This is a genomic window from Streptomyces sp. NPDC058955 (assembly GCF_042741435.1).
Taxonomy (GTDB): domain Bacteria; phylum Actinomycetota; class Actinomycetes; order Streptomycetales; family Streptomycetaceae; genus Streptomyces.
Map to the genome: position 1 here is coordinate 20,829 of NZ_JBHYKM010000045.1, position 22,602 is coordinate 43,430.

18 protein-coding genes are annotated in these 22,602 nt (G+C 74.0%); 5 read left to right on the plus strand and 13 right to left on the minus strand.

Annotated features, from left to right (window positions below):
- Window positions 1-273: 273 nt before the first annotated feature.
- Together ACFW1I_RS19000 and ACFW1I_RS19005 are read right to left on the minus strand one after the other, a co-directional pair.
- Entirely contained in the window at window positions 274-669 is a 396-nt protein-coding gene (locus ACFW1I_RS19000) for a DUF6415 family natural product biosynthesis protein (protein ID WP_384671155.1), read from the minus strand.
- A gap of 123 nt (window positions 670-792) precedes the next feature.
- A complete protein-coding gene (locus tag ACFW1I_RS19005; protein WP_384671157.1) occupies window positions 793-2,007 on the minus strand; it encodes a helix-turn-helix domain-containing protein in 1,215 nt (404 codons plus the stop codon).
- Window positions 2,008-2,118: 111 nt separating this feature from the next.
- Here ACFW1I_RS19005 and ACFW1I_RS19010 point away from each other — a divergent pair, with 111 nt between their 5' ends.
- From ACFW1I_RS19010 to ACFW1I_RS19025, 4 genes are all read left to right on the plus strand, one after another.
- Entirely contained in the window at window positions 2,119-2,502 is a 384-nt protein-coding gene (locus tag ACFW1I_RS19010; protein WP_384671159.1) for a hypothetical protein, read from the plus strand.
- Between the two features lie 87 nt (window positions 2,503-2,589).
- On the plus strand, window positions 2,590-3,561 hold the full coding sequence (locus tag ACFW1I_RS19015; protein WP_384671161.1) for a serine/threonine protein kinase: 972 nt from the start codon (window positions 2,590-2,592) through the stop codon (window positions 3,559-3,561).
- A gap of 5 nt (window positions 3,562-3,566) precedes the next feature.
- Window positions 3,567-5,735 (plus strand): PQQ-binding-like beta-propeller repeat protein, encoded by a 2,169-nt coding sequence (locus tag ACFW1I_RS19020; RefSeq protein ID WP_384671163.1) that lies wholly within the window; start codon window positions 3,567-3,569, stop codon window positions 5,733-5,735.
- Window positions 5,736-5,765: 30 nt separating this feature from the next.
- Window positions 5,766-7,847: a protein kinase gene (locus ACFW1I_RS19025; protein WP_384671166.1), complete on the plus strand. Its 2,082-nt coding sequence runs from the start codon at window positions 5,766-5,768 to the stop codon at window positions 7,845-7,847.
- Between the two features lie 11 nt (window positions 7,848-7,858).
- Here ACFW1I_RS19025 and ACFW1I_RS19030 read toward each other — a convergent pair whose 3' ends face one another.
- The 9 genes from ACFW1I_RS19030 to ACFW1I_RS19070 all read right to left on the minus strand — a co-directional run bounded on the left by ACFW1I_RS19030 (window position 7,859) and on the right by ACFW1I_RS19070 (window position 18,614).
- The gene (locus tag ACFW1I_RS19030) at window positions 7,859-10,186 is read right to left on the minus strand and encodes a xanthine dehydrogenase family protein molybdopterin-binding subunit (protein WP_384671168.1); all 2,328 of its coding nucleotides are present in this window, start codon (window positions 10,184-10,186) and stop codon (window positions 7,859-7,861) included.
- A complete protein-coding gene (locus ACFW1I_RS19035; RefSeq protein WP_384671170.1) occupies window positions 10,183-11,562 on the minus strand; it encodes a (2Fe-2S)-binding protein in 1,380 nt (459 codons plus the stop codon). The genes ACFW1I_RS19030 and ACFW1I_RS19035 overlap by 4 nt, the downstream gene beginning before the upstream one ends.
- A complete protein-coding gene (locus ACFW1I_RS19040; RefSeq protein ID WP_319009379.1) occupies window positions 11,559-12,434 on the minus strand; it encodes an FAD binding domain-containing protein in 876 nt (291 codons plus the stop codon). The genes ACFW1I_RS19035 and ACFW1I_RS19040 overlap by 4 nt, the downstream gene beginning before the upstream one ends.
- Before the next feature lie 308 nt (window positions 12,435-12,742).
- Window positions 12,743-14,377: a beta-N-acetylhexosaminidase gene (locus ACFW1I_RS19045; RefSeq protein WP_384671173.1), complete on the minus strand. Its 1,635-nt coding sequence runs from the start codon at window positions 14,375-14,377 to the stop codon at window positions 12,743-12,745.
- Window positions 14,378-14,381: 4 nt separating this feature from the next.
- Window positions 14,382-15,221, minus strand: coding sequence for a carbohydrate ABC transporter permease (locus tag ACFW1I_RS19050; protein ID WP_384671175.1), 840 nt, complete (start codon window positions 15,219-15,221; stop codon window positions 14,382-14,384).
- Window positions 15,218-16,186: a carbohydrate ABC transporter permease gene (locus ACFW1I_RS19055; RefSeq protein ID WP_384671177.1), complete on the minus strand. Its 969-nt coding sequence runs from the start codon at window positions 16,184-16,186 to the stop codon at window positions 15,218-15,220. The genes ACFW1I_RS19050 and ACFW1I_RS19055 overlap by 4 nt, the downstream gene beginning before the upstream one ends.
- 5 nt (window positions 16,187-16,191) lie before the next feature.
- Window positions 16,192-17,496, minus strand: a complete 1,305-nt coding sequence (locus ACFW1I_RS19060) for an extracellular solute-binding protein (protein WP_384671180.1) — start codon at window positions 17,494-17,496, stop codon at window positions 16,192-16,194.
- Window positions 17,497-17,732: 236 nt separating this feature from the next.
- Complete coding sequence (locus tag ACFW1I_RS19065; RefSeq protein WP_037879418.1) at window positions 17,733-18,023, minus strand: DUF3039 domain-containing protein; 291 nt, start codon at window positions 18,021-18,023, stop codon at window positions 17,733-17,735.
- A 30-nt stretch (window positions 18,024-18,053) separates the two neighbouring features.
- Complete coding sequence (locus tag ACFW1I_RS19070; RefSeq protein WP_384671183.1) at window positions 18,054-18,614, minus strand: YqgE/AlgH family protein; 561 nt, start codon at window positions 18,612-18,614, stop codon at window positions 18,054-18,056.
- Between the two features lie 288 nt (window positions 18,615-18,902).
- Between ACFW1I_RS19070 and murA the strand changes: the two genes are divergently transcribed.
- The gene (gene murA / locus ACFW1I_RS19075; RefSeq protein WP_384671185.1) at window positions 18,903-20,243 is read left to right on the plus strand and encodes a UDP-N-acetylglucosamine 1-carboxyvinyltransferase; all 1,341 of its coding nucleotides are present in this window, start codon (window positions 18,903-18,905) and stop codon (window positions 20,241-20,243) included.
- Window positions 20,244-20,342: 99 nt separating this feature from the next.
- Here murA and ACFW1I_RS19080 read toward each other — a convergent pair whose 3' ends face one another.
- Together ACFW1I_RS19080 and ACFW1I_RS19085 are read right to left on the minus strand one after the other, a co-directional pair.
- A complete protein-coding gene (locus ACFW1I_RS19080) occupies window positions 20,343-20,624 on the minus strand; it encodes an HU family DNA-binding protein (protein WP_017237029.1) in 282 nt (93 codons plus the stop codon).
- Window positions 20,625-20,962: 338 nt separating this feature from the next.
- Window positions 20,963-22,378 carry an NAD-dependent malic enzyme gene (locus ACFW1I_RS19085; RefSeq protein WP_384671188.1) on the minus strand — a complete coding sequence of 472 codons (1,416 nt, stop codon included), beginning with the start codon at window positions 22,376-22,378 and terminating at the stop codon, window positions 20,963-20,965.
- Window positions 22,379-22,602: the final 224 nt, after the last annotated feature.

The following is a 22,602-nucleotide window of genomic DNA, read 5'->3' on the forward strand; positions in this document are numbered from 1 at the left end:
GCCCACGCCCGTACCAACGGCGTGGGCACCGCTCGCCTTTCCGGGGTCAGGGATTCCTGCGCCATGGCGCATCAGGGGACGTCAGGCGCCTGACCAGAACGCGCGCCAGAAGACGTACGGCGGTCTCGTCCTCGCGCACCTGGTGGACGTGCTCACGGTGGACGTACACGTCCCTCCCAGGGCCGCTGCTGCCCGCTTCGTGCCAGAGGAACACCGCATCGGACTCTTCCGTGATCACACCCTCGCAGCCCCGGCAGAAGTAGAGCGTCCGACTCATGCGCCACCGCCGAGGTTCACGTAGTGGTCGGTGAGTGCCAGGACCGAGCGGGCCAGCCTTCGGGTGTGCCTCAGGGCCCAGGGGGAAGCGGCCGGTACCGAGCGGGTCCTGAGCCGGCGCGAGGCTTCCTCGACGCCCGCCAAGGCGCAGATGCGGGGCATGTCCCCCTTCGGATGCCTGCCGGCCGCCGTGACCACCTCGGGGATGAGCAGCATGAGCATCCCCCGGAGTGCCTGGATCAGGCTGTCCAGTTCGTCCGTAGGCAGGCTCTCCGCCGCTTCCCCGAGCGCCCCCAGGGCCCTCTCACGCATCGCCCGCACATCGAGCGGGATCGCCCGCTCGTGGACCTGGTCCGGGACCTGTTCCGCTGCGCCCTGCGCGGTGGCGTTCATGTGTCGACTCCTTGCGTCCGGCCGGGCTCCAGGGCCGCTCGTGCGGTCGCCGGAGCACTGGCCTCCCATGCAATCGGCCGGGCACGTGGGCCGACAGGGACGCAACGTCCTACTTCCCGGCGCTTAGCCGACGACTCCCAGAAACTCGGCCAACGGGCGCAGCCCCGGCGGGTGGTTGGGGAGCGACCACAGGTCACGGACGATCGCGACGGCCAGCGTGTGGTGCTGCATCCATGTCGGTGCCACCTTGCGCAGGGACTCCAGGGTCTTGACCGCCCCCGCCGCGTCGCCGGTGTCCGTGTGAGCACGCGCCACGTCCAGGAGCAGCCACGTCCGCCAGGACGGCGGGGTGTCCTTGCTCAGCCGCATGCCCTTGGCGAGCGCGAGCGCGTCGTGGGGGTGGCCGTACTGGACGGCCAGGCGCACCCGTTCGATGCGGACGGACGAGGGGCTGAACACGCTCACCATGCGGTTGTCGCCGCCTTCCGCCAGCTTGGAGACGCGGCTGGCTTCCTCCTCCGCGTGGCCCATGAGATCAGCCGCGCGCTCGTAGTCCCCGCTGCGTGCCGCCGACGTGGCGGCGCTCATCGTCAGCCCGCCCCACACCTTCAAGCCGTCCGCGGTCTCGGTAAGACCCGCGCCCTTCATGTCGTCGGCGGCGCGCAGGGCGATGGACAGCGCGTCGTCGAGCCGCCCCTGCCGCTGGTACGTCCACGCGACGGAGTTCACGAGCATGGGGAGCAGGAGCGGGTTCGAGGAGCGGTCAGCCGCGTCGGTCGCCCGCTCCAGACTGATCAGCGCGAGGTCCGTCTTCCCCATGCGCACGGCGACGTGTCCGGCGAGCTGAAGGGCCTTCCCCAGGGCTGCGAACCCTTCCTCGCGATCAACCAGGCGGGGGGAGGCCGTCACGGAACGAGCGTCCGCGATCAGGGCGGGCAGGGCGTCCATCACGGAGTCGAACTCGGCCCCGTGATAGCGGGTCCAGCCGTCCGCGATCCGCTCGCGCAGGGCGTCCAGGGAGAAGTCCGAGGCGGGTTCCCGGGGTTCGGGGCCCCAGAGGGCGGGCATGATCGCGCGTCGCACCGCGACGAACTTGGGGCCGTCGTTCTCCCCCATGGACGAGACGGCGGGGGGATCGCCGAGCAGCGTCGTCAGTTCCACCCCGAGCCCGTTCGCCAGGGCATGCAACGTGGGAAGTCGTGCCGAGTGCTTCCGTCCCTGCTCAAGCTGACGGATCACGTCCACGGACACGTTCGAGCGCTCCGCCAGCTCTTCCTGCGTCAGGGCCGCCAGACGGCGCAGACGACGCAGGGTCTTGCCGAGGTCTTCGGTCGTCACGCCGCCACCGTACGCCGCCGCCGGGCCCGGCCACCGGCCTTCGGCCCGGTGCCCGGGGGTTTCCGGGAGACCGCTTCACAGGCCACGCGCCCGTGTGTCACAGTCCGCCGCATGGATGATCGAGTCAGACGCAGGGTGGGCATCCTCGTGGGTGTCGGGCTGGCCGGAGCGCTGCTTCCCGGGGTCACGATGGGGGCGGAGACGGTCGACGTCCTGCTCTCCGTGATGATCACGACGATGGTGATGGTGGTCCTCACCCAGCTCGTGTTCATCGGGCCGTCGGGGCGGGTGCCGGTTCACATGCTGCTCGTGTTCGGCGGGCTGGGGTTCCTGCAGGACGCGCTGATCTGGTGGCTGCTGTCCTGGCTGGCGCCGAAGATCTCGGCGATGCACGTCGAGGGGTGGGGGACGATCCTGCTGGCCGCGCTCCTCACCCGGACGGCGATGGTCGTCGCCTCCCAGCTGACCTCGCGGACGGAGATCGCGGCGGACTGACGGCGGGGCCGTACCGCCTCCTCGGTAGGCTCGTCCCGCCCCCGTCGCCACGGGGGAGGTGAAGGACGACAGCGGGGGGACGCACAGGTGGAGACGGCGCGCGCGCACGAGGCTCCCGGTGCCGGGGCGTCGGGACGCGTCGGCCCGTACCGGCTGATCACCCGGCTCGATCCGCCGGGCTCCCCCGCGCTCCCCTGCCGACGGTTCGTCGCGCGCGGCGCCGACGGGGAGACCGTGCTGCTGAGCGTGGCGCCGCCCGGGGGCGATCCGCGCGCGTTCACCGCCGAGGCCGAGGAGGCGCGGCGGCTGCCGGCGCCCTGGTTCGAGCCGGTCGGGCGGGTGTCGGGGGCCGGTGAGCGGCAGGCGTGGTACGCCGCGCCGTTCCGGCCCGCGCTGCCGCTTCCGGTCGCGCTCGCCGTGTACGGCGGGCCGCTGCCGGAGGCGACCGTACGGGCCGTCGGCGCGGCCCTCGCCGAGGGGCTGGCGGCCGCGCACGCGCAGGGGTTCACGCACGCCGGGATCTCCCCCGCCGCCGTCCTGCTGACCGCCGACGGCCCGCGCCTCGGCTGCCACGGCGCCGTCCGGGCCGCCGGGCCCGACGGGGTTCCGCGCACCGGCCTGCCCGGGCTCGACCCGGGCGCGCTCGCCCCCGAGCAGGCCACCGGCGGCCGGCCCCGCCCGCCGGGCGACGTGTTCGCGCTCGGCGCCGTCCTCGCGTACGCCGCCACCGGCCACACCGTCCCGGAGGGCGCCGAACTCCCGCCCGCCCTGCGCGCCCCCGTCCTCTCCTGCCTCACCCGCGACCCCGCGCACCGCCCGACCGCCGCCGCCCTGCTCCCCGCGCTGGCGCCGCCGGCCCCGCACGCGACCGTGCTGAACTCGGCCGCGTCCCTCCTCGCGCCCGGCTGGCTGCCCGGCCGGGTGGTCGCCGCGCTCGCCCGCCAGTCCGCCGAACTCCTCGCGGCGGAGACCGAGCCGGACCCCCACAGCGAGGCGCGTCACTTCGCCGCCCTCCCCACCACGCCCGCCGCCCACCCGCACGACCCCCGACGGACCTGAACCCGATGCTGTCGCCCCTGACCCATGACGATCCCGCCGCGATCGGCACGTACCGGCTCCTCGCCCGCCTCGGCTCCGGCGGCATGGGCACGGTCTACCTGGGCCGCTCCCCCGGCGGCCGGACCGTCGCGCTGAAGACGCTGCACGCCCGGCTCGCCGCCGACCCGGTCTTCCGGGGGCGGTTCCGGCTGGAGACGGACGCGGCCCGGATCATCGGCGGGCGGCACGGCGCCGCCGTCGTCGACGCCGACCCGCTGGCGGAGACGCCCTGGCTGGCCACCGAGTACGTGCTGGGGCCGCCGCTCGACCGGGCGGTGAAGCTCGGCGGGCCGCTGCCCGAGCCGACGGTACGGGCCCTGGGCGCCGCGCTCGCCGGGGCGCTCGGGCGGCTGCACGCCTCCGACGTGGTGCACCGGGACCTGAAGCCCTCGAACGTGCTCGTCACCGCGTACGGGCCGAAGGTCATCGACTTCGGCATCGCCCGCGCCGCCGGAGACGACCACCTGACCCGCGCGGGCTCGGCGGCCGGCACCCCCGCCTACATGTCGCCGGAGCAGGCGGGCGGCCTCGAACACACCCCGGCCGGCGACGTGTTCGCGCTCGCCGGGGTGCTGCTCTTCGCCGCCACCGGCCACGGCCCCTTCGGCACCGGCTCCCCCGCCGACCTGCTCTACCGCGTCCGGTACGCCGAACCCGACCTCACCGGCCTGCCGCAGGCCCTGGTCCCGGTGCTCTCCGCCTGCCTGGCGAAGGACCCGGCCGCCCGCCCCACCACGGACGTCCTCACCGCGCGACTCCACGACGGACAGGGCGAGTTCGCCGACCACCTGCCGCCGGTCGTGCTCGCCGACATCGCCCGGCGGGCGACCGACGTATGGCTGCCGCTGCCGGACCGGCTGCCGGCGCCGGAGGGCGACCCGTACGCGGAGACCCGGACCGCGACCGTGCCGACCGCCCGCCGCGCGTCCTCCCGGCGCCGCTTCCTGGCGCTCGGCGGCGGCGCGCTGCTCGCCGCGGCGGGCGCGGGCGGCACGCTCTGGGCGACCCGCGACAAGGCCCCCTCCACCGGCGCGCAGCTGCCGAAGGCGCCGCTGCTCGGCGACGCGCCGGACTCCCTGTGGAACGCGAACATGCTGGTCCCGGAGGCGGCCACGGAGCGCGGTTTCCCGCTGGTCGCCGGTGACCGGGTCGCGGTGCTCGCCGGGCTCGGCGTCGCGTTCACCGACGTCGGGACGGGCGAGACGACGGGCGTCTGCACGGTGGACACCGTCTGGCGGGCCCTCGCCACCGACGGGCGCGAGGTCTACGCCGTCCCCCGCAGACCGGAGGCCGACCACCACGACCTGGCCGTCCACACCATCGACACCGGCCGGTACGCGCTCCGGCAGCCCGGCGTCCGGGTCCGGGGCCTCAACGCCAACATGGCGACGACCCAGCTCGGCTGCGCCGCCGACGGGGTCGTCTACCTCGCGGGCGCCACCGGCACCCGCGCCGACTTCGGCGAGGCGTCGCTCGTGGCCGTCGACGTCCGCACCGGGCGCGAGCTGTGGCGCACCCGGCCGGTCGATCCGCGGGAGGACACCCCGCCGTTCATCGGCGCCGTGGTCCGCGACGGGCGGCTCGTCGCCTTCGAACGCTCCGCCGACATGCAGAACTTCGCCCCGCCGCTGCTCGTCGTCCGCGACGCCGCCACCGGCGCCGTCCGGTGGAAGCAGCCCGTCCGTTGGGGGTCCGAGCGGCCCTGCCTGGACGACACCCATGTCTACGTCGGCGGCGCCGACCTCGTCGCGTACCGGCTGGCCGACGGGAAGGAGGCGTGGCGGCTCCGGGGCACCGGGAACGACCAGTACGCCTCCCCGGTGCTCCGCGAGGGCACCGTCCACACCGTGTCGGACCAGGGTGCGCACGCCGTCGCGGCGGACTCGGGGCAAGAGCGGTGGCGGGAGCGGGCGCCGCAGGACAACCCGCCGGTGTACGCCTCCGAGCAGTACCTCGCGGTGGGCCCCGGGCACCTCTTCTACCGGACCCGCCTCGGCCTCGCGGCGGTCGACCCGACGACCCGCGCCCGGTCCTGGGTCTACCAGACGGAGGCCGACCACCTCGTCGAACTCCCGGAGAAACAACGGATGTTCGGCATCGGCTCCGGCTCCCTCATCGCCCTCCCCCTGAACTGAACCGCACCCCCGACAAGGACGTGACCGACCATGACCCCCCTCGGCTTCGGCGACCCGCTCCGGCTCGGGCCGTACCGCCTCGTCGGCGTGCTGGGCGAGGGCGGCATGGGCAAGGTGTACCTCGCGGCCGGGCGGGACGGCCGGCCCGCCGCCGTGAAGGTGCTGCGCCCCGAACTCGCCCACGACCAGGACCTCGCCCGGCGGTTCGTCCGCGAGGCGCACACCGCGGCGGCCGTCGAGAGCCCCGGCGTGGCGCGGGTCCTGGCCGCCGAGGTCGAGGGCGGACGGCCGTGGATCGCCACGGAGTTCCTGTCCGGTCCCACCCTCGAAGAGGCCGTCGCCCGGTACGGGCCGCTGGACGAGCCGGCGGTACGGCTCCTGGCGGCGGCGCTCGCCGAGACGCTGCGGGACGTCCACGCGGCCGGCCTCGTCCACCGGGACGTCAAGCCGGCGAACATCGTGCTCACCGCCGACGGGCCCCGGCTGATCGACTTCGGCATCGCCCGGCCCGAGCACGGCCTCACCCTCACCACCACCGGCCAGATCCCCGTCACCCCCGGCTACGGCGCGCCCGAGCAGGTCCTCGGGCAGCGGGTGACGGGCGCCGCCGACGTCTTCTCGCTGGGCGCGGTGCTCGTGTACGCGGCCACCGGCAGGCGCGCCTACGACGGGCCGCACGTGGCCGCCGTGCAGTACGCGGTCGTCCACGAGCGGCCGGACCTCGGCGGCCTTCCGCCCGCGCTGCACCCGCTCGTCGCCCCCTGCTTCCAGCACGATCCGGCGCTGCGCCCGACGCCCGGGCAGATCGCGGGGGCCTTCGCCCCGCAGGGCTCCGGGGGCCGGAAGGCGAAGGGCGTCTGGCGGCAGGGGCCGCTGCACGAGGAGGCGAAGGGCCGGGAGGCGGAGATCCGGCGGCTCACCGCGGCCACGGTCGTCCCCGGCCCGGACGGTTCCGGCGCGGCCGGTCCGTCCCGGCGGCGGTTCCTCGCCGCGTGGGGCGCGGGCGGCGCGCTGCTGCTCGCCGGGGGCGGTTCCGCGGCCTGGTGGCTGACCGGCCGGCAGGGGGCGGAGCCGCCGGCGGCGGGCGACGCGCCGGACGCCGCCCTGCTGGAGGGCAGCAGCGCGGGCATCCGCCCCAAGCCGCTGTGGGGGCCGCTGGAGGTGGCCGCGTCGGGCCCCCTGCCGACGCCGGTGGTCCTGCGCGACGTGGTGGTCTTCGCGGCCCGGGACGGCGGCCTCACCGCGCTGCGGGTGGTCGACGGCACGGCGAAGTGGACCCACCGGGAGCTGTCCGCCCGCGCCGGCCAAGTGGCTTTGAACGATGACGAGTTCGCCTGCGCCGACGCCTCGGGCCGGCTGTCGGTGCGGAACGCGTCCACCGGCGAGGAGGCGTGGGCGGTGGACGGCGCGGAGGCCGCGCTGTTCCTCGCCGCCACGTCCGAGGGCGTCTACTTCCTGACCTCGGCGGGGAAGCTGCGGGCCGTGGACACGGCCGGGCGGCGGATCCGCTGGACGGCGGAGTCGGCGGAGGACCCGGCGGGCGCCTCCGTCCCGCTCGCCGCCGCCGGCCCCGGCCGGCTCGCGCTCTCCGGTACGAACGGCGACCTCACCGTCCTGGACACGGCGGACGGGCGGACGGCGTGGAGCGTGCGGGGGAAGTCGTCCAAGGCCCTCCAGCCGGCGATCGAGGGCGACACCCTCTTCGCCGGCGGGGAGGTGCTCACCGCGTTCGCCCTCGCGGACGGCGAGCGCCGCTGGGAGGAGAAGGGGTACGGCGACTGGGGGCCGCCGGTGCCCGACCCGGACGGGCTGACGGTGACCAGCGGCGGTCTGGCGTACCGCTACCGGAAGGACGGCACGCGGACCGATCTGTGGATCGTCTCCCTGGTCAGCCCCTATCCGTCGATGCAGCCGCCGGTGGTGCAGGGCGACTGGATCTGGGTGGTCGAGGGCAACCACACCGAGGCGGGCGTCTCGGCCCTCTCCAAGTCGGCGAAGGACCGCCTGTGGACCTACGAGCGGGAGAACCCGGGCCCGTGGGCGGTGGCCGCCGCCGGGAACCGGGTCTTCCTGCTCAGCAGGGGCACGATCGTGGCCATGCCCACCGCCTGACGCCCGAGGGGCTACGGGGTCGCCGCCACCGCCGCCTGCGGCCGGATCGGCAGCCGGTTGACCGGTCGGCCGGTCGCCGCGCGGACCGCCGCCGCCACCGCCGCCGGCGAGGTGACGACGGGGACGGCGCTGGCCGCCTTCGCCCCGAAGGGGGCGACGACGTCCCGCTCCTCGACGAGCTTCACGATCCGGATGTCCGGGGCGTCCAGCGACGTCGGCAGCGCGTAGCCGGTGAGGTCGGGGTGGCGGACCAGGCCGCGGGCGGTGCGCAGGTTCTCGGTGAGGGCCGCGCCGACGCCCTGGGTGACGCCGGCCTCGATGCGGGTGGCGAGCTGGGCGGGGTTGAGGACGCGGCCGACGTCCTGGGCGACGGCCATCTCCACGACCCGGACGGCGCCGAGTTCGATGTCGACGTCGACGACCGCGCGGATCGCGCAGAAGGCGAGGCCGACGAAGGCGTCGCCCTGCCCGGACTCGTCCAGCGGCTCGGTGGGGTGCGGGCGGCACTGGGCGGTGGCCCACAGCTCCTTGCCGTCCATCTCCTCGGCGACGGTGGTCGAGAGGACCCCGTCGTACGAGGTGATCTTGCCGTCGCTGACCTGGAGCAGCTCCGTCGACATGCCGAACTTGTGGGCCAGCGGCTGGAGGAGCTGGGTGCGGACCATCTTGGCGGCGCGCTCGACGGCGCCGCCGGAGACCCAGGTGTGCCGGCCGTGGGTGGCGGCGCCGGCCGGGGGCTGGTCGGTGTCGACGGGGGCCACGTGGACCTCGTCGACGCCCAGGGTCTCCTGGACGATCTGGCGGGCGAGGGTGGTGAAGCCGGAACCGGTGTCCACCGCCGAGCAGATGACGGTGGCGACGCCGTCGAGGACCCGCACGGTGGCGGTGGAGACCTCGTCGGTGCCCTCGGCGCCGAGCATGTGCACCATGCCGAGCGCGTAGCCCACGCCCCGGCGCACCGCGCCCGGTTCGCCCGCGCCCTCCGGCCCGCCGGGCAGCAGCCAGTCCTCCTCGGGGGTGTCCTTGGGCAGGGCGGGCAGCGGGAAGTCCCGTACGGCGGCGAGGAGTTCGGCGACGGGGGCGGGGCAGGTGACGGTCTGGCCGGTGGGCAGCAGATCGCCGGTGGACATGACGTTCCGCATGCGCAGCTCGGCCGGGTCGATGCCGAGGCGGCCGGCGAGCTTGTCCATCTGCGCCTCGTACGCGGCGCAGACCTGCATCGCGCCCTCGCCGCGGACGTGCCCGGAGGGCGGGTTGTTGGTGCGGACCGCCCAGCCCTCGACGAAGGCGTGCGGGACGACGTACGGGCCGCAGGCGAAGGCGACGGCGGCGGCCAGGGACTCGGACGAGGAGTCTGCGTAGGCGCCCGCGTCGAGGAGGATCTGCGCCTCGACCTTCACCAGCCGGCCCTCGGCGTCGGCGTGGTGGCGGTAGCGGAGCAGGGTGGGGTGCCGGTGGGCGTGGCCGAGGAAGGACTCCTCGCGGGTGGCGGTGAGCTTGACCGGGCAGCCGGTGCGCAGCGCGAGCAGGCCGAGGGGGATCTGGAAGCCGGGGTCCTCGCGGTCGCCGGTGGCGCCGGGGACGCCGGTGACGACGACCTTGACCTGGTCGGGGGCGAGGCCGAAGCAGGCGGCGGCGAGGTCGCGGTCGGTGTGCGGGTCGGTGGAGGCGGTGTACAGCTCGACGCCGCCGTCCGGGCGGGGCACGGCGAGTCCGGCCTCGGCGCCGATGGGGGCGGGGTCCTGGCGGCCGACCCGGTAGAGGCCCTCGACGACGACCTCGCCGGTGGCCTCGGGGTCGCCGAAGCGGAGCGGGATGTGCCGGATCAGGTTGCCGTCGGGGTGGAGGGGTTCGGCCTCGAACGCCTTCTCCGGGTCGGTGACGGGCTCCAGGAGTTCGTACTCGACGAGGATGGCGGCGGTGGCGAGCCGGGCGGTGTCGGGGTGGTCGGCGGCGACGGCGGCGATGGCCTCGCCGTGGTGCCGGACGAGTCCGTCGGCGAAGACGGGCCGGTCGGCGACGCGCCGGCCGTAGGTGGCCGCGCCGGGCACGTCGGCGGCCGTCACCACGGCCCGTACGCCGGGCATGGCCTCGGCGGCGGAGGTGTCGACGGAGACGATCCGGGCGTGGGCGTGCGGGGAGCGCAGGATCGCGGCCCACAGCAGGCCCTCGGCCCACAGGTCGGAGGCGTACGGGAAGGTGCCCTCGGCCTTGGCGCGGGCGTCGGCCTGCGGGAGGGAGGCGCCGAGTCCGAGGACCGGGGTCTCGGGCTCCGGCGCGGCCCCGGCGGCCTCCGCGAAGGGGAGCGTGGGAATGGCGGTCGTCGCGTCGCTGCTCACGCCCTGCCTCCGTCGTGCTGGTGCGGGATGCGGGCCGAGGCGTCGTCCTCGCCCGCGGTGGCGTGCTCGCCGGCGGCGCGCTCGGCCACCACGTCCTCCACCGCCTTGAGGACGCCTCGGTAGCCGGAGCAGCGGCAGAGGTTGCCGGCGAGGGCCTGGCGGGTCTCCAGCTGGGTGGGGGCGTGGTTGCCTTCGAGCAGGTCGTGCACGGTCATGCACATGCCCGGGATGCAGAAGCCGCACTGCACGGTGCCGCAGCGCGAGAGCGCCCGCTGGACGTCGGACGGCTCGCCGTCCACCGCGAGCCCCTCGACGGTCCGCACCTCGCACCCGGCGGCGGTCGCGGCCGGCACCAGGCAGGAGGCCACGAGCCGCCCGTCCACCTGTACGTTGCACGCCCCGCACTCGCCCTGCGAGCAGCCGTCCTTGGCCCCGGCGAGGCCGAGCCGCTCGCGGAGCACGTAGAGCAGCGACTCGCCGATCCAGGAGTCCGTGACGGGCCGGTCGGCGCCGTTGACCCGCAGCACGTAGGAGGTGTGCGGGTGCTCGTCGCTGTCGACGGAGGTGTACGAGGGCACCGGGGCGTCCGGCACGGCCTCGGGGGCCACGACGGCCGCCTCCGCCTCCGGCGCGTGCTCGTGGTCCGGTTCCGGCTCCGGCTCCGGTTCCGCGGCGGGCTCGGCCACGGGCGCCGCCACGGCCTCCGGCACCGCCCACGGCGCCGGCGCGCCGCCCGGCAGGGTCGGCGGGGCCTGCTCGTACGAGACGGGCTCCGGCGACGCGTCGAGGGCCACGTCGGGGGCCACGTCGACGGGCGCGTCGACGACCGGCACGTCCAGCGGCACGTCCAGAGGCATGTCCAGCGGCGTCTCGACGGCCTCCGGGACCACCGGCACCTCGGGGACCACCGGCACCTCCGGGGCCACCGGCGCCTCGGGGGCCACCGGCTCCGCCGGGAACTCGGTGAGCCCCTCCGCCGGCAGCTCCCACTGGCCGGTCCCGCCGAAGTGCCACTCCGCCGTCGCGTGCGGGTCGTGCTCCACGTACGGCCGGGCCACCGGCGCGCCCGCGCTCTCGTCGCCGTACCCGTGCGGCAGCGGCTCGGGCCCCTGCTCCGGGAAGCCCTGCCCGGGCTCCGGGGCGAAGAACTCCACGCCCTCGGCGGGCTGCGCCAGCGGCTGCAGCGGCACGATCATCGGCGGCGTGTAGCCGTGCCCGGGGGCCTCCAGGGGGACCCCGTCCAGCATGAACTCCGGCGGCAGGTGGACGAAGGCGGTCGCTCCCTCGTCGTACCCCTCGCTCTGCGGGATCGGCTCCCAGCCGCCCGGCGCGGCCGGGGCGGCGGTCTCGTTCTGCTCGTGGTTGCCGGTGTTCACGACAGGGCCCTCCCCAGTGCCCGGCGGGCGAGAGTGGCGACGGTGCGCCGCAGGTGCTGTACGGCGGGCGGCAGCTGCTCGCCGTCCGGCGGATCCGGGACGCAGGCGGCGGCCACGTACTCGCCGAAGGCGGTCAGCGCCTCCGGGGCGAGCCCCCGGTCGTTGTCCCAGTCGACCAGGGAGGCGATCCAGCGCTCGGCCTCCAGCGGGCGCAGCGGCATCGGGGCGACCGCGCCGACGGCGCAGCGGACCCCGCGCCGGGCCGGGTCGAGGACGACGGCGACGGAGGCGGTGGCGCGGGCCGGGCCGGTGCGGCCGGTGGCCTTGAGGAAGACCTGCGGGGCGTGCAGCAGCGGCACCCGGACGAAGGCGACGAGCTCGCCGGGGGCGAGCAGGTCGCGGCCCGCGAGGAGGTGCGAGACGGGGATCTCGCGGCTGCCGAGCGGGCCGACGACGACGAGGTCGGCCTCCAGGGCGGCGAGCACCGGCAGCGAGTCCCCGGTGGGGGCGGCGGTGACGACGTTGCCGCCGAGGGTGCCGGCGTTGCGGATCTGGGGCGGTCCGGCCGCGCGGGAGGCGGCGGCGAGGGCCGGGATGAGGGCGGCGAAGTCGGGGCGGCCCATGCGGGCGTGGGTGAGGCCGGCGCCGAGGAGGGCGTGGCCGTCCTGGTACTGCCAGCCGCGGATCTCGTTGATGCGGCTGAGGCCGACGAGACCGGCGGGGCGGAGCTGGCCGCGGTTGACGGCGGCCATCAGGTCGGTGCCGCCGGCGACGGGCACGGCGGCCGGCATGGCGGTCAGCGCGGCCACGGCCTCGTCGAGCGAGGCGGGCAGCGTCACGGACTGCGCCGTCTGTGGTGCGTGCGTGGTCAACCCGCTGCCCCTTCCCGGTTGTCCCGGTCCGTCCCCGACTGTGCCCGGCCGCCGCGCCTGCGAGCGGGCGCACGGCGCGCCTGTGTGTGGGCGTACCGTACGTGCTCACAGGCCGGACGTGGCAACTCTGGCACATCTTCCGAGCCGTCCGGAGCGAGGGGCCGCGCGAGCCCCCTCCCTCCCGGGGCGCCCGGGACTCCCGGGACGCCCGGGATGTCCACAGACGCCCCCGGACGCCCCGGGAAGCCCTGACAGAGAAGGTAACTCCCGTTTCGCCGCTCCCGGGTGACCCCGGCGAGCGAGCTGGCTCACACGATCGGGGGCGGGCCGTCGATCGGGCGGCCGAGGAGGCCGGGGCGGCGCTGCCAGGGGGCGGGTCCGGTGGGCGGGCGGTAGGCGACGCCGAGGGCGTCGAGGCGCCGGTAGTGGGTCTCCATGCGGCGCAGGAAACCGTCCGTGTCGCGGTCGTCGGGGGCGGGCAGCGCGGACCAGGCGACCTCGGCGAAGGCGGCGAGGCGGGGGAAGACCTGGTAGTCGACGCGGGCGCGGTTCTCCATCACCTCGGTCCACACGTTGGCCTGGGTGCCCAGGACGTGACGGGCCGCCGCCTCGGACAGGCCGGGCGGGACGGGCTCGAAGCGGTAGACGTCCTCCAGGGTCCGCACGAAGCCGATCGGGACGGGTTCGTCGGGGCCGCCGTGCTGCCGGTGGTCGAGGTAGACCTGCTGCTCGGGGCACATGACGACGTCGTGGCCCGCCTCGGCGGCGGCGATCCCGCCCCCGTAGCCGCGCCAGGACGACACGGCCGCGCCGTCGGCGAGGCCGCCCTCCAGGATCTCGTCCCAGCCGATGAGCCGGCGGCCGCGGTCGGTGAGCCAGCGGTCGAAGTGGCGGATGAACCAGGACTGGAGCCCCTCCTCGTCGCCGACGCCGAGCTCCGCGATCCGGGCCTGGGCGGCCGGGGACTCCTTCCACTGGTCCTTGGGGCACTCGTCGCCGCCGATGTGCACGAACGGCGAGGTGTCCGCCGGGAAGAGCTCCAGGACCTCCTCCAGGACGCCCTCGTAGAAGCGCAGCACCTCCTCGGTGGGGGCGAGCACGTTCGGGTTCACGCCCCAGGTGTCCCAGACGGTGAGGGCGGCGGTGTCGACGACGTCGGTGTTGCCGAGCCAGGGGTACGCGGCGATGGCGGCCTGCGAGTGGCCGGGGAGGTCGATCTCGGGGACGACGTCGATGTGCCGGGCGGCGGCGTAGGCGACGATCTCGCGGATGTCGTCCTGGGTGTAGAAGCCGCCGTGCGGGGTCTCGTCCCACAGCGGCGAGGCGCGGTGGCCGCGCTTGGAGCGGGCCCGCCAGGCGCCGACCTCGGTGAGGCGCGGGTACCGCTCGATCTCGATCCGCCAGCCCTGGTCGTCGGTGAGGTGGAAGTGGAAGACGTTCAGCTTGTGCGCGGCCATCAGGTCGAGCAGCCGCAGCACGTCCTCCTTGGCGGTGAAGTGCCGGGAGACGTCGAGGAGGAGGCCGCGCCAGCCGAAGCGGGGGCGGTCGGCGATCTCGGTGTACGGGAGCGCCCAGGTCCGGCCGGGCAGCGGCGCCCGCCGGTACGCGTCGGGCCCGAGGAGCTGCCGCAGGGTCTGGGCGCCCCAGAAGAGCCCGGCGGGGCCGCCGCCGTCGAGCAGGACGCCGTCGCCGGTCACGGAGAGCCGGTAGCCCTCGGGGCCGTGCTCCTCCGCGGTCTCCGGGGAGATCCGCAGCCGGACCGCGCCGGGGCCGGTGCCGTCGGGCAGGGGCAGCCCGGTGGCGGCGCCGAGCGCCGAGCGCAGCCAGCGGGCGGTGCCCTCGGTGCCGGGTCCGGCGTCGAGGGCGGTGGTGGCGTCGAGCGGGAGGCCGCCCCCGGGGTGGCGGGCCGTCAGGGGCGCGGGGATCAGGTCCGTCTCTGTCATCACGTCAGTCCTTCACCGCCCCGCCCAGTCCGGAGACCAGACGGCGCTGTACGAGTACGAAGAAGACGAGCACCGGGACCGTCATCACGGTCGAGCCGGCCATGATGCCTCCCCAGTCGTTCTCGTCGGGCTTGAAGAAGACCAGCAGCGCCATCGGGAGGGTGGACTGCGAGGTGTCGCTGATGAGGAACGACTTGGCGAAGAGGAAGTCGTTCCAGGTCGAGATGAACGAGAAGACGCTGGTCGCGACGAGGCCCGGCAGGACCAGCGGGAACAGGATCGTCCACAGGAAGCGGGCGTGGCTCGCCCCGTCGATCCGGGCCTGCTCCTCCAGCGCCTCCGGCACGGCCCGGACGAAGCCGCGCAGCATCCAGATCGCGAACGGCAGCGAGAAGGCGAGGTGCGGGAGGACGAGCGAGCCGAGGGTGTTGAGGAGTCCGGCGTCCCGCATGAGGAAGAAGAGCGGGATGGTCAGCGCCTCGACCGGCACCATCTGCGCCACCAGGAACATGACCAGGAGGGTGGTGCGGAAGCGGAAGCGGAAGCGGGTGACGGCGGTCGCCGCGAGGAAGGCGATGACGGCGGAGGCGAGGACGACCGCCGTCGCCACCAGCAGGCTGTTGAGGAAGTAGCGGCCGAAGTCCTGCTGCTCGAAGACGCGCCGGAAGGAGTCGAGGGACGGCGAGAGCGTCCACGGCCGGGGTCGGGTGGACTGGATCTCGCCGGCCGGCTTGAGGGCGGAGAGGACCATCCAGTACAGCGGGAAGGCGACGACGGCGGCGGCGAGCAGGGCCGCCGCCTCGGCGAGCAGCCGCCCGGGACGGCGTACGCGGAGGGCGGTCACAGCTCCTCCCCCTGACGGCGCAGCGTCCGCAGGTACACCAGGGTGACCGCGAGCAGGAGCAGCAGCATGACGACGCCGATGGCCGCGCCCAGGCTGTACTGGGAGGAGGCGAACGCCTGCTGGTAGGCGTAGACGTTGAGGACGAGGTTCTGGCCGGCGATGCCGCCGCCGCCCGTCATCACGTAGATCTGGGTGAAGACCTTGAAGTCCCAGATGACGGACTGGATGGTGACGACGGCGAGGATCGGGCGGAGCAGTGGCGCGGTCACGGTGCGCCAGATCCGCCACTGGGAGGCGCCGTCGAGGGCGGCGGCCTCCAGGACCTCGGTGGGGACGGCCCGGATCCCGGCGTAGACGGTGACCATCACGAAGGGGAACGAGCACCAGACGACTTCGAGGAGGACGAGCGCGAAGGCGCTGTACCGCCCGTAGGTCCAGGAGAAGTCGCCGAGGCCGAGGAGCTTGTTGACGGGGCCGAAGTCGGCGTCGAAGAGGAAGACCCAGACGGTGGAGCCGGTGACGGCGGGGGTGGCCCAGGCGCCGAGCGCGGCCAGCATCAGGGCGAGGCGGGGCAGCGCCCGTACCCGGGTGAGGAGGACGGCGAGGGCGCAGCCGACGGCGAGGGTGCCGGCGACGCAGGCGGCGGCGAAGACGACGGTGGCGAGCAGGACCTGACGGAACTGCGGGTCGGTGAAGAGGGCCGTGTAGTTGGCGAAGCCCTGGAAGGAGGTGGGTCGGCCGCCGCTGACCTGGGCCTGGGTGTACTCCAGGAAGGAGATCAGGCCGAGCTGGTAGACGGGGTAGACGAGCAGGGCGCCGAGGACGGCGAGGGCGGGCAGCAGGTAGAGCCAGGGGGTCCAGGCGGAGGTGCCGGTGCGGGAGCGGGCGGTACGGCTCCGGGGCCGGCGTGCGGGCGGTTTCGCGGGGCCGGCGGGCGCGGGCGGGGCGGTGGCGGTGGCGGTCATCCGGTTCAGCCCGCCTCGGCGAAGGCCGCGTCCATCTTCTTCGCCGCGTCGGCGGCGGCGGACTTCACGTCCTTCCGGCCGCTGGCGATCTCCTGGAGCATCGTGGGGACGACGAGCGAGGAGTCGATGCGGCCCCAGGCGGCGGTGGCGGGCACGAACTTCGTTCCGGCGGCGAGGGTGTCGATGAAGGGCTTCACGAAGGGCTTGCGCGCCGCGGCGGCGGTGCGGACGTCGGTGAAGGTGGGCAGGAAGCCCATCGCGTCGAACAGCTTGGCCTGGGTCTCCTTGCCGGCGAGGGTCTTCGTCAGCTCGACGGCGAGGGTGCGGTGGGCGGTGGACTTCAGGACGCCGATGTTGTTGCCGCCGGCGAAGGCGGGGGCGACGGAGCCGGGCGCGGTGCCGGGGAGCGGGACGACGGCGTACTTGCCCTTGACCTGGCCGGCCTCGACGGCGGCGTGGCTGAAGTCGCCGCCGATGGCCATGCCGGCCTTGCCGGCGGCGAAGGCGGTGACGGTGGCGTTGCCGCCCATCTGGGCGCAGGTGGCGGCGGGGCAGTTGTCGTCGCGGAGGAGCGAGGTGTAGGTGGTGAGGCCGCGGACGGCGGCGTCGCCGTTCAGGGCCGCCTTGTAGGCGCCGGAGGCGTCCTTGGTGGCGAGGTCGCCGCCGGCGGCCCAGACGAAGGGGAGGGCGCCGTAGGTGTAGGCGCCGCCGACGGCGATGCCGTACAGCTCCGGCCTGGCCTTGCGTATCTTCTTCGCGGTCGCGACGAGTTCGTCCTGGCTCCTGGGGGCGGCGAGGCCGAGCTCGCGGAAGACGTCGGTGCGGTAGTAGAGGGCCCGTACGCCGACGAAGAGCGGGGCGCCGTGGACCTTGCCGTCGACGGTGACGGACTCCCGGGCGGTGGGGTCGGTGTCCTTCGCCTGGTCCCAGGCGGCGAACTCGGCGGTGATGTCGGCGAGTCCGCCGTCCTGCACGTAGCCGGCGGTGTCGGTGTTGCCGTACTCGATGACGTCGGGGGCGGACGTCGGGTCGTTGAAGGCCGCCTTGACGCGCTGGGCGCGGGTCTCGACAGGGATGTACTCGACCTCGACCTCGGCGCCGGGGTGTTGCTCCTCGAAGGCGGCGACGGCCTCGTCGACGACCTTCTCCTTGGGCTGGTTGGCGACCTCCTGGAAGAGCCAGACGCGCAGGGTGCCGGTCTTCTCGTCGCCGCCGGCGGCGGGCGCGGAGGTCTGGGGCGCGCAGGCTGCGAGGACGAGGGCGGCGAGCGGCAGGGCGACGGGGGCGGTGATCCGGGCAGGAAGCTTCATGGCGGTTCCCCTCCGAGCGTGCGTTGCACCATGTGCAACGAGCGTTTCGTGCTGCACAACAACAGCGGTGAGGTTAGGCGCGCCCGCCGATCACGACAAGAGGTCTCGACCACTTCCCGTTCCGCCGCGGGACCCCGGAGGGCCGCCGCACGCCCCGGGAAAACGGGACGGCCCCCGTCGCGCGCACCAGTGGTGCGCGCGACGGGGGCCGTCCCCGACGAGGGCCGGGCCGGGGGTTACTTCCCCTTGCCGCCCTTGTCCTTGTCCTTGTCGCCACCCGAGCCCATGGACTCGTAGATCTCCTTGCACATGGGACAGACCGGGTACTTCTTGGGGTCGCGCCCCGGCACCCAGACCTTTCCGCAGAGTGCGACGACGGGAGTGCCGTCGAGGGCACTCGCCATGATCTTGTCCTTCTGGACGTAATGGGCGTAGCGCTCGTGGTCGCCGTCACCGTGGGACACCTGCGGCGTCGGCTCGACGAGGGTTCCCGTACCTGCCCCGCGCTCGGGCTCGAGAGTGCTCATGGCACCCAAGGGTACTGGGAGCGGCGGGACTCAGTTGAGCGAAGGGTCGTCCGGGTAGGTCGCGACCATCGCGAGGTCGCCGCGCTGGCGGCGGAGGACCTGCCGCCAGAGGGTCTCCGGGGTCGGCGAGGAGACGTCGCCGGGCTCGGACTCGACGACGTACCAGGCGCCCTCGGTCAGTTCGGTCTCCAGCTGGCCGGGGCCCCAGCCCGCGTAGCCGGCGAAGATGCGGAGCGCGCCGAGGGCGGGGCCGAGGAGTTCCGGCGGGGTCTCCAGGTCGACCAGGCCGATCGCGCCGAAGACCCGGCGCCAGCCGAGCGGGCCCTCGTCGCCGGGGATGACGGCGAGGCCGAGGGCCGCGTCGAGGGAGACCGGGCCGCCCTGGAAGACCACGCCCGGCTCGCCGGCCAGCCCCGCCCAGGGGGCGAGCACGTCGCCGACGGTGACGGGGGTGGGCCGGTTGAGGACGACGCCGAGCGATCCCTCGTCGTCGTGGTCGAGCAGCAGCACCACCGCGCGGTCGAAGTTCGGGTCCGCGAGGGCGGGGGTGGCCACGAGCAGCCGTCCTGTGAGCGAGGACACCTCGGTCATGCGACACATGATCCCGCATCTTCGGCGCGTGTGGGGGTTCTCGGGCGCAATGCCGGGAAACCCGTGGAAGCCGAGGCGAGCCTCGCAGGTCGGGAGGGGCGGGACAGGACGCCCCGGACCGCCCGGCCGGAAGAACCGGACGGTGACAGTCCGCAAGATCGCGGAAACGGAGGGTGTTGTGCCGAATTCATTACATCTGACAGGCACCCCGACCGGCCCGATCGAGGTCCAATGGCCCCTTACCCTTTTCTCTGGCCACCCGACCGACGACTCCGGAACGCGAGATTCATGACCGGCACTGACGATGTCCTGCTTGTCCACGGCGGAACCCCGCTGGAGGGCGAGATCCGCGTTCGCGGCGCGAAGAACCTCGTGCCCAAGGCGATGGTCGCCGCCCTGCTCGGCAGCGGTCCGAGCAGACTGCGCAACGTGCCCGACATCCGCGACGTGCGCGTCGTCCGCGGGCTGCTCCAGCTGCACGGAGTGACCGTCCGCCCCGGCGAGGAGCCCGGCGAGCTGGTGCTCGACCCGACGCACGTCGAGTCCGCCAACGTCGCCGACATCGACGCCCACGCCGGCTCGTCGCGCATCCCGATCCTCTTCTGCGGCCCGCTGCTGCACCGCCTCGGCCACGCCTTCATCCCGGGCCTCGGCGGCTGCGACATCGGCGGCCGGCCGATCGACTTCCACTTCGACGTGCTCCGCCAGTTCGGCGCGACCATCGAGAAGCGGGCCGACGGCCAGTACCTGGAGGCCCCGCAGCGCCTTCGCGGCTGCAAGATCCGCCTCCCGTACCCCTCGGTCGGCTCGACCGAGCAGGTGCTGCTCACGGCCGTCCTGGCGGAGGGCGTCACCGAGCTCTCCAACGCGGCCGTGGAGCCGGAGATCGAGGACCTGATCTGCGTCCTGCAGAAGATGGGCGCGATCATCTCCATGGACACCGACCGGACCATCCGGATCACCGGTGTCGACAAGCTCGGCGGCTACACCCACCGGGCCCTCCCGGACCGCCTGGAGGCGGCCTCCTGGGCGTCCGCGGCGCTCGCCACCGAGGGCAACATCTACGTGCGCGGCGCCCAGCAGCGCTCGATGATGACCTTCCTCAACACCTACCGGAAGGTCGGCGGCGCCTTCGAGATCGACGACGAGGGCATCCGCTTCTGGCACCCGGGCGGCTCGCTCAACGCGATCCACCTGGAGACCGACGTCCACCCCGGCTTCCAGACCGACTGGCAGCAGCCGCTGGTCGTCGCCCTGACGCAGGCGTCCGGCCTCTCCATCGTCCACGAGACGGTGTACGAGTCCCGGCTCGGCTTCACCTCGGCGCTGAACCAGATGGGCGCCCACATCCAGCTGTACCGCGAGTGCCTGGGCGGCTCCGACTGCCGCTTCGGCCAGCGGAACTTCCTCCACTCGGCGGTCGTCAGCGGCCCCACCCGCCTCCAGGGCGCCGACCTGGTCATCCCGGACCTGCGCGGCGGCTTCTCGTACCTGATCGCGGCCCTCGCCGCCCAGGGCACCTCGCGGGTGCACGGCATCGACCTGATCAACCGCGGCTACGAGAACTTCATGGAGAAGCTCGTCGAGCTGGGCGCCAAGGTCGAGCTGCCGGGCAGCGCGCTGGTGTAGGACGGCCCCCGGAAGGCCCTGCGGGGCCTTCTCCCGGACGTGCGGAAGGGCGGCCACCCCGGAAGGGGTGGCCGCCCTTTGCGTGCGCCTACAGGCTGCTTACTTGCCCTTGGCGGCTTCCTTGAGCTTCGAGCCCGCGGAGACCTTCACGCTGTAGCCGGCCGGGATGTTGATCGGGTCGCCGGTCTGCGGGTTACGAGCGGTGCGAGCGGCACGGTGGGTGCGCTCGAAGGTCAGGAAGCCGGGGATGGTGACCTTCTCGTCGCCCTTGGCGACGACCTCGCCGACGGTCTCGGCGAGGGCGGCCAGCACGGCGTCGGCGTCCTTGCGGGTCACCTCGGCGCGGTCGGCCAGCGCGGCCACCAGCTCACTGCGGTTCATGTTGTTACTCCCGTGTTCTTCTTGCCTGTGAGGCGTGAGATCGAAGCCGATGCTGCCAGGGGCCTCGGACAGTCCCCGGAACCGGGTCTGCCTCTCGTGGATCCCTCGCGCCCTGGGGGTTCCCCCCTGGACGAAGTCCTCGGGGGAGCATCCTGCCCCCACCAGCGGCGGGAACGCCAATCCGGCACCCTCTGGGGTCACACGGAAAGCGCCGGAGGCCCCTGGTGGTGACGTAGCGTCGACTCCCCGCAAACGGTGCGGAGCCGAAAAGCCACCCTAAAGGCGGGTTTACGACTCCGCGAATCGCGACACGCTCGGGGTACCGCTCCCCGGTGACGTCAGGCGCCCGCGCCCGCCGCCTTCGCGGCGGTCCTGACGGCCCCGGCGACGGCGCCCGCGACCTTGTCGTTGAAGACCGACGGGATGATGTAGTTCGGGTTCAGCTCGTCCTCGGTGACGACGTCCGCGAGGGCCGTGGCGGCCGCCAGCATCATCTCGGTGTTCACCGTGCGGGACTGCGCGTCGAGCAGACCGCGGAAGACGCCGGGGAAGACCAGGACGTTGTTGATCTGGTTCGGGAAGTCCGAGCGGCCGGTGGCGACCACGGCGGCGGTCTGCCGCGCGGCGGCCGGGTCGACCTCCGGGTCGGGGTTCGCGAGCGCGAACACGATCGAGTCCTCGGCCATCGCGGCCACGTCCGCCGCACCCAGCAGGTTCGGGGCCGACACGCCGATGAAGACGTCCGCGCCGACGACGGCCTCCTTGAGGGTGCCGGTGACGCCCTCCGGGTTGGTGTTGTCGGCGATCCAGCGCAGCGGGGAGTCGGCCGGGGCGGCCACCAGGTCCTCGCGGCCGGCGTGCACGACGCCGTGGATGTCGGCGACGACCGCGTGCTTCACGCCCGCGGCGATCAGCAGCTTCAGGATGGCCGTGCCGGCCGCGCCGGCGCCGGACATGACGACCCGGACGTCGCCGATGCCCTTGCCGACCACGCGGAGCGCGTTGGTGAGCGCGGCGAGGACGACGATGGCGGTGCCGTGCTGGTCGTCGTGGAAGACCGGGATGTCCAGGGCCTCGCGGAGCCGGGCCTCGATCTCGAAGCAGCGGGGCGCGGAGATGTCCTCCAGGTTGATGCCCGCGAAACCGGGGGCGATGGCCTTGACGATCGCCACGATCTCGTCGGTGTCCTGGGTGTCCAGGCAGATCGGCCAGGCGTCGATGTCGGCGAAGCGCTTGAAGAGGGCGGCCTTGCCTTCCATGACCGGCATGGCGGCCATCGGGCCGATGTTGCCGAGGCCGAGGACGGCGGAGCCGTCGGTGACGACCGCGACGGTGTTGCGCTTGATGGTGAGGCGGCGGGCGTCCTCGGGGTTCTCGGCGATCGCCATGCACACGCGGGCGACGCCCGGGGTGTAGATCATCGACAGGTCGTCGCGGTTCCGGATGGGGTGCTTGGACGCCATCTCGATCTTGCCGCCGAGGTGCATCAGGAAGGTGCGGTCCGAGACCTTGCCGAGGACGACGCCCTCGATGTCCCGCAGCCGCTCGACGATCTCGTCGGCGTGCGCGGTGGAGGTCGCGGCGATGGTGACGTCGATCCGGAGCTTCTCGTGGCCCGAGGCGGTGACGTCGAGGCCGGTGACGGAGCCTCCGTGGGACTCGACCGCAGCGGTGAGCTGCGAGACCGCGGTGCCGCTCGCGGGCACCTCCAGCCGGACCGTCATCGAGTACGAGACGCTGGGCGCCGTTGCCATGGCCGGGTTCCTCTGCTTTCCCTAGCTTCGTTGCTACGCCGCCCCGGCTGGTTGCCCTGGCGGCGCCCTCCGATCGTCGCACCTACCCGCCGGTAGCAGGTAATGCGGTCATTTTGTTTTCGGAAAGTAGTTTCCACCATACGAGAGATACTGGAACAACAGAAGAGGCCCCGGTCGGGGGTAGTAGGCCGGGGGCTCAAATTCGTATGTTAGTCGTAGTGACA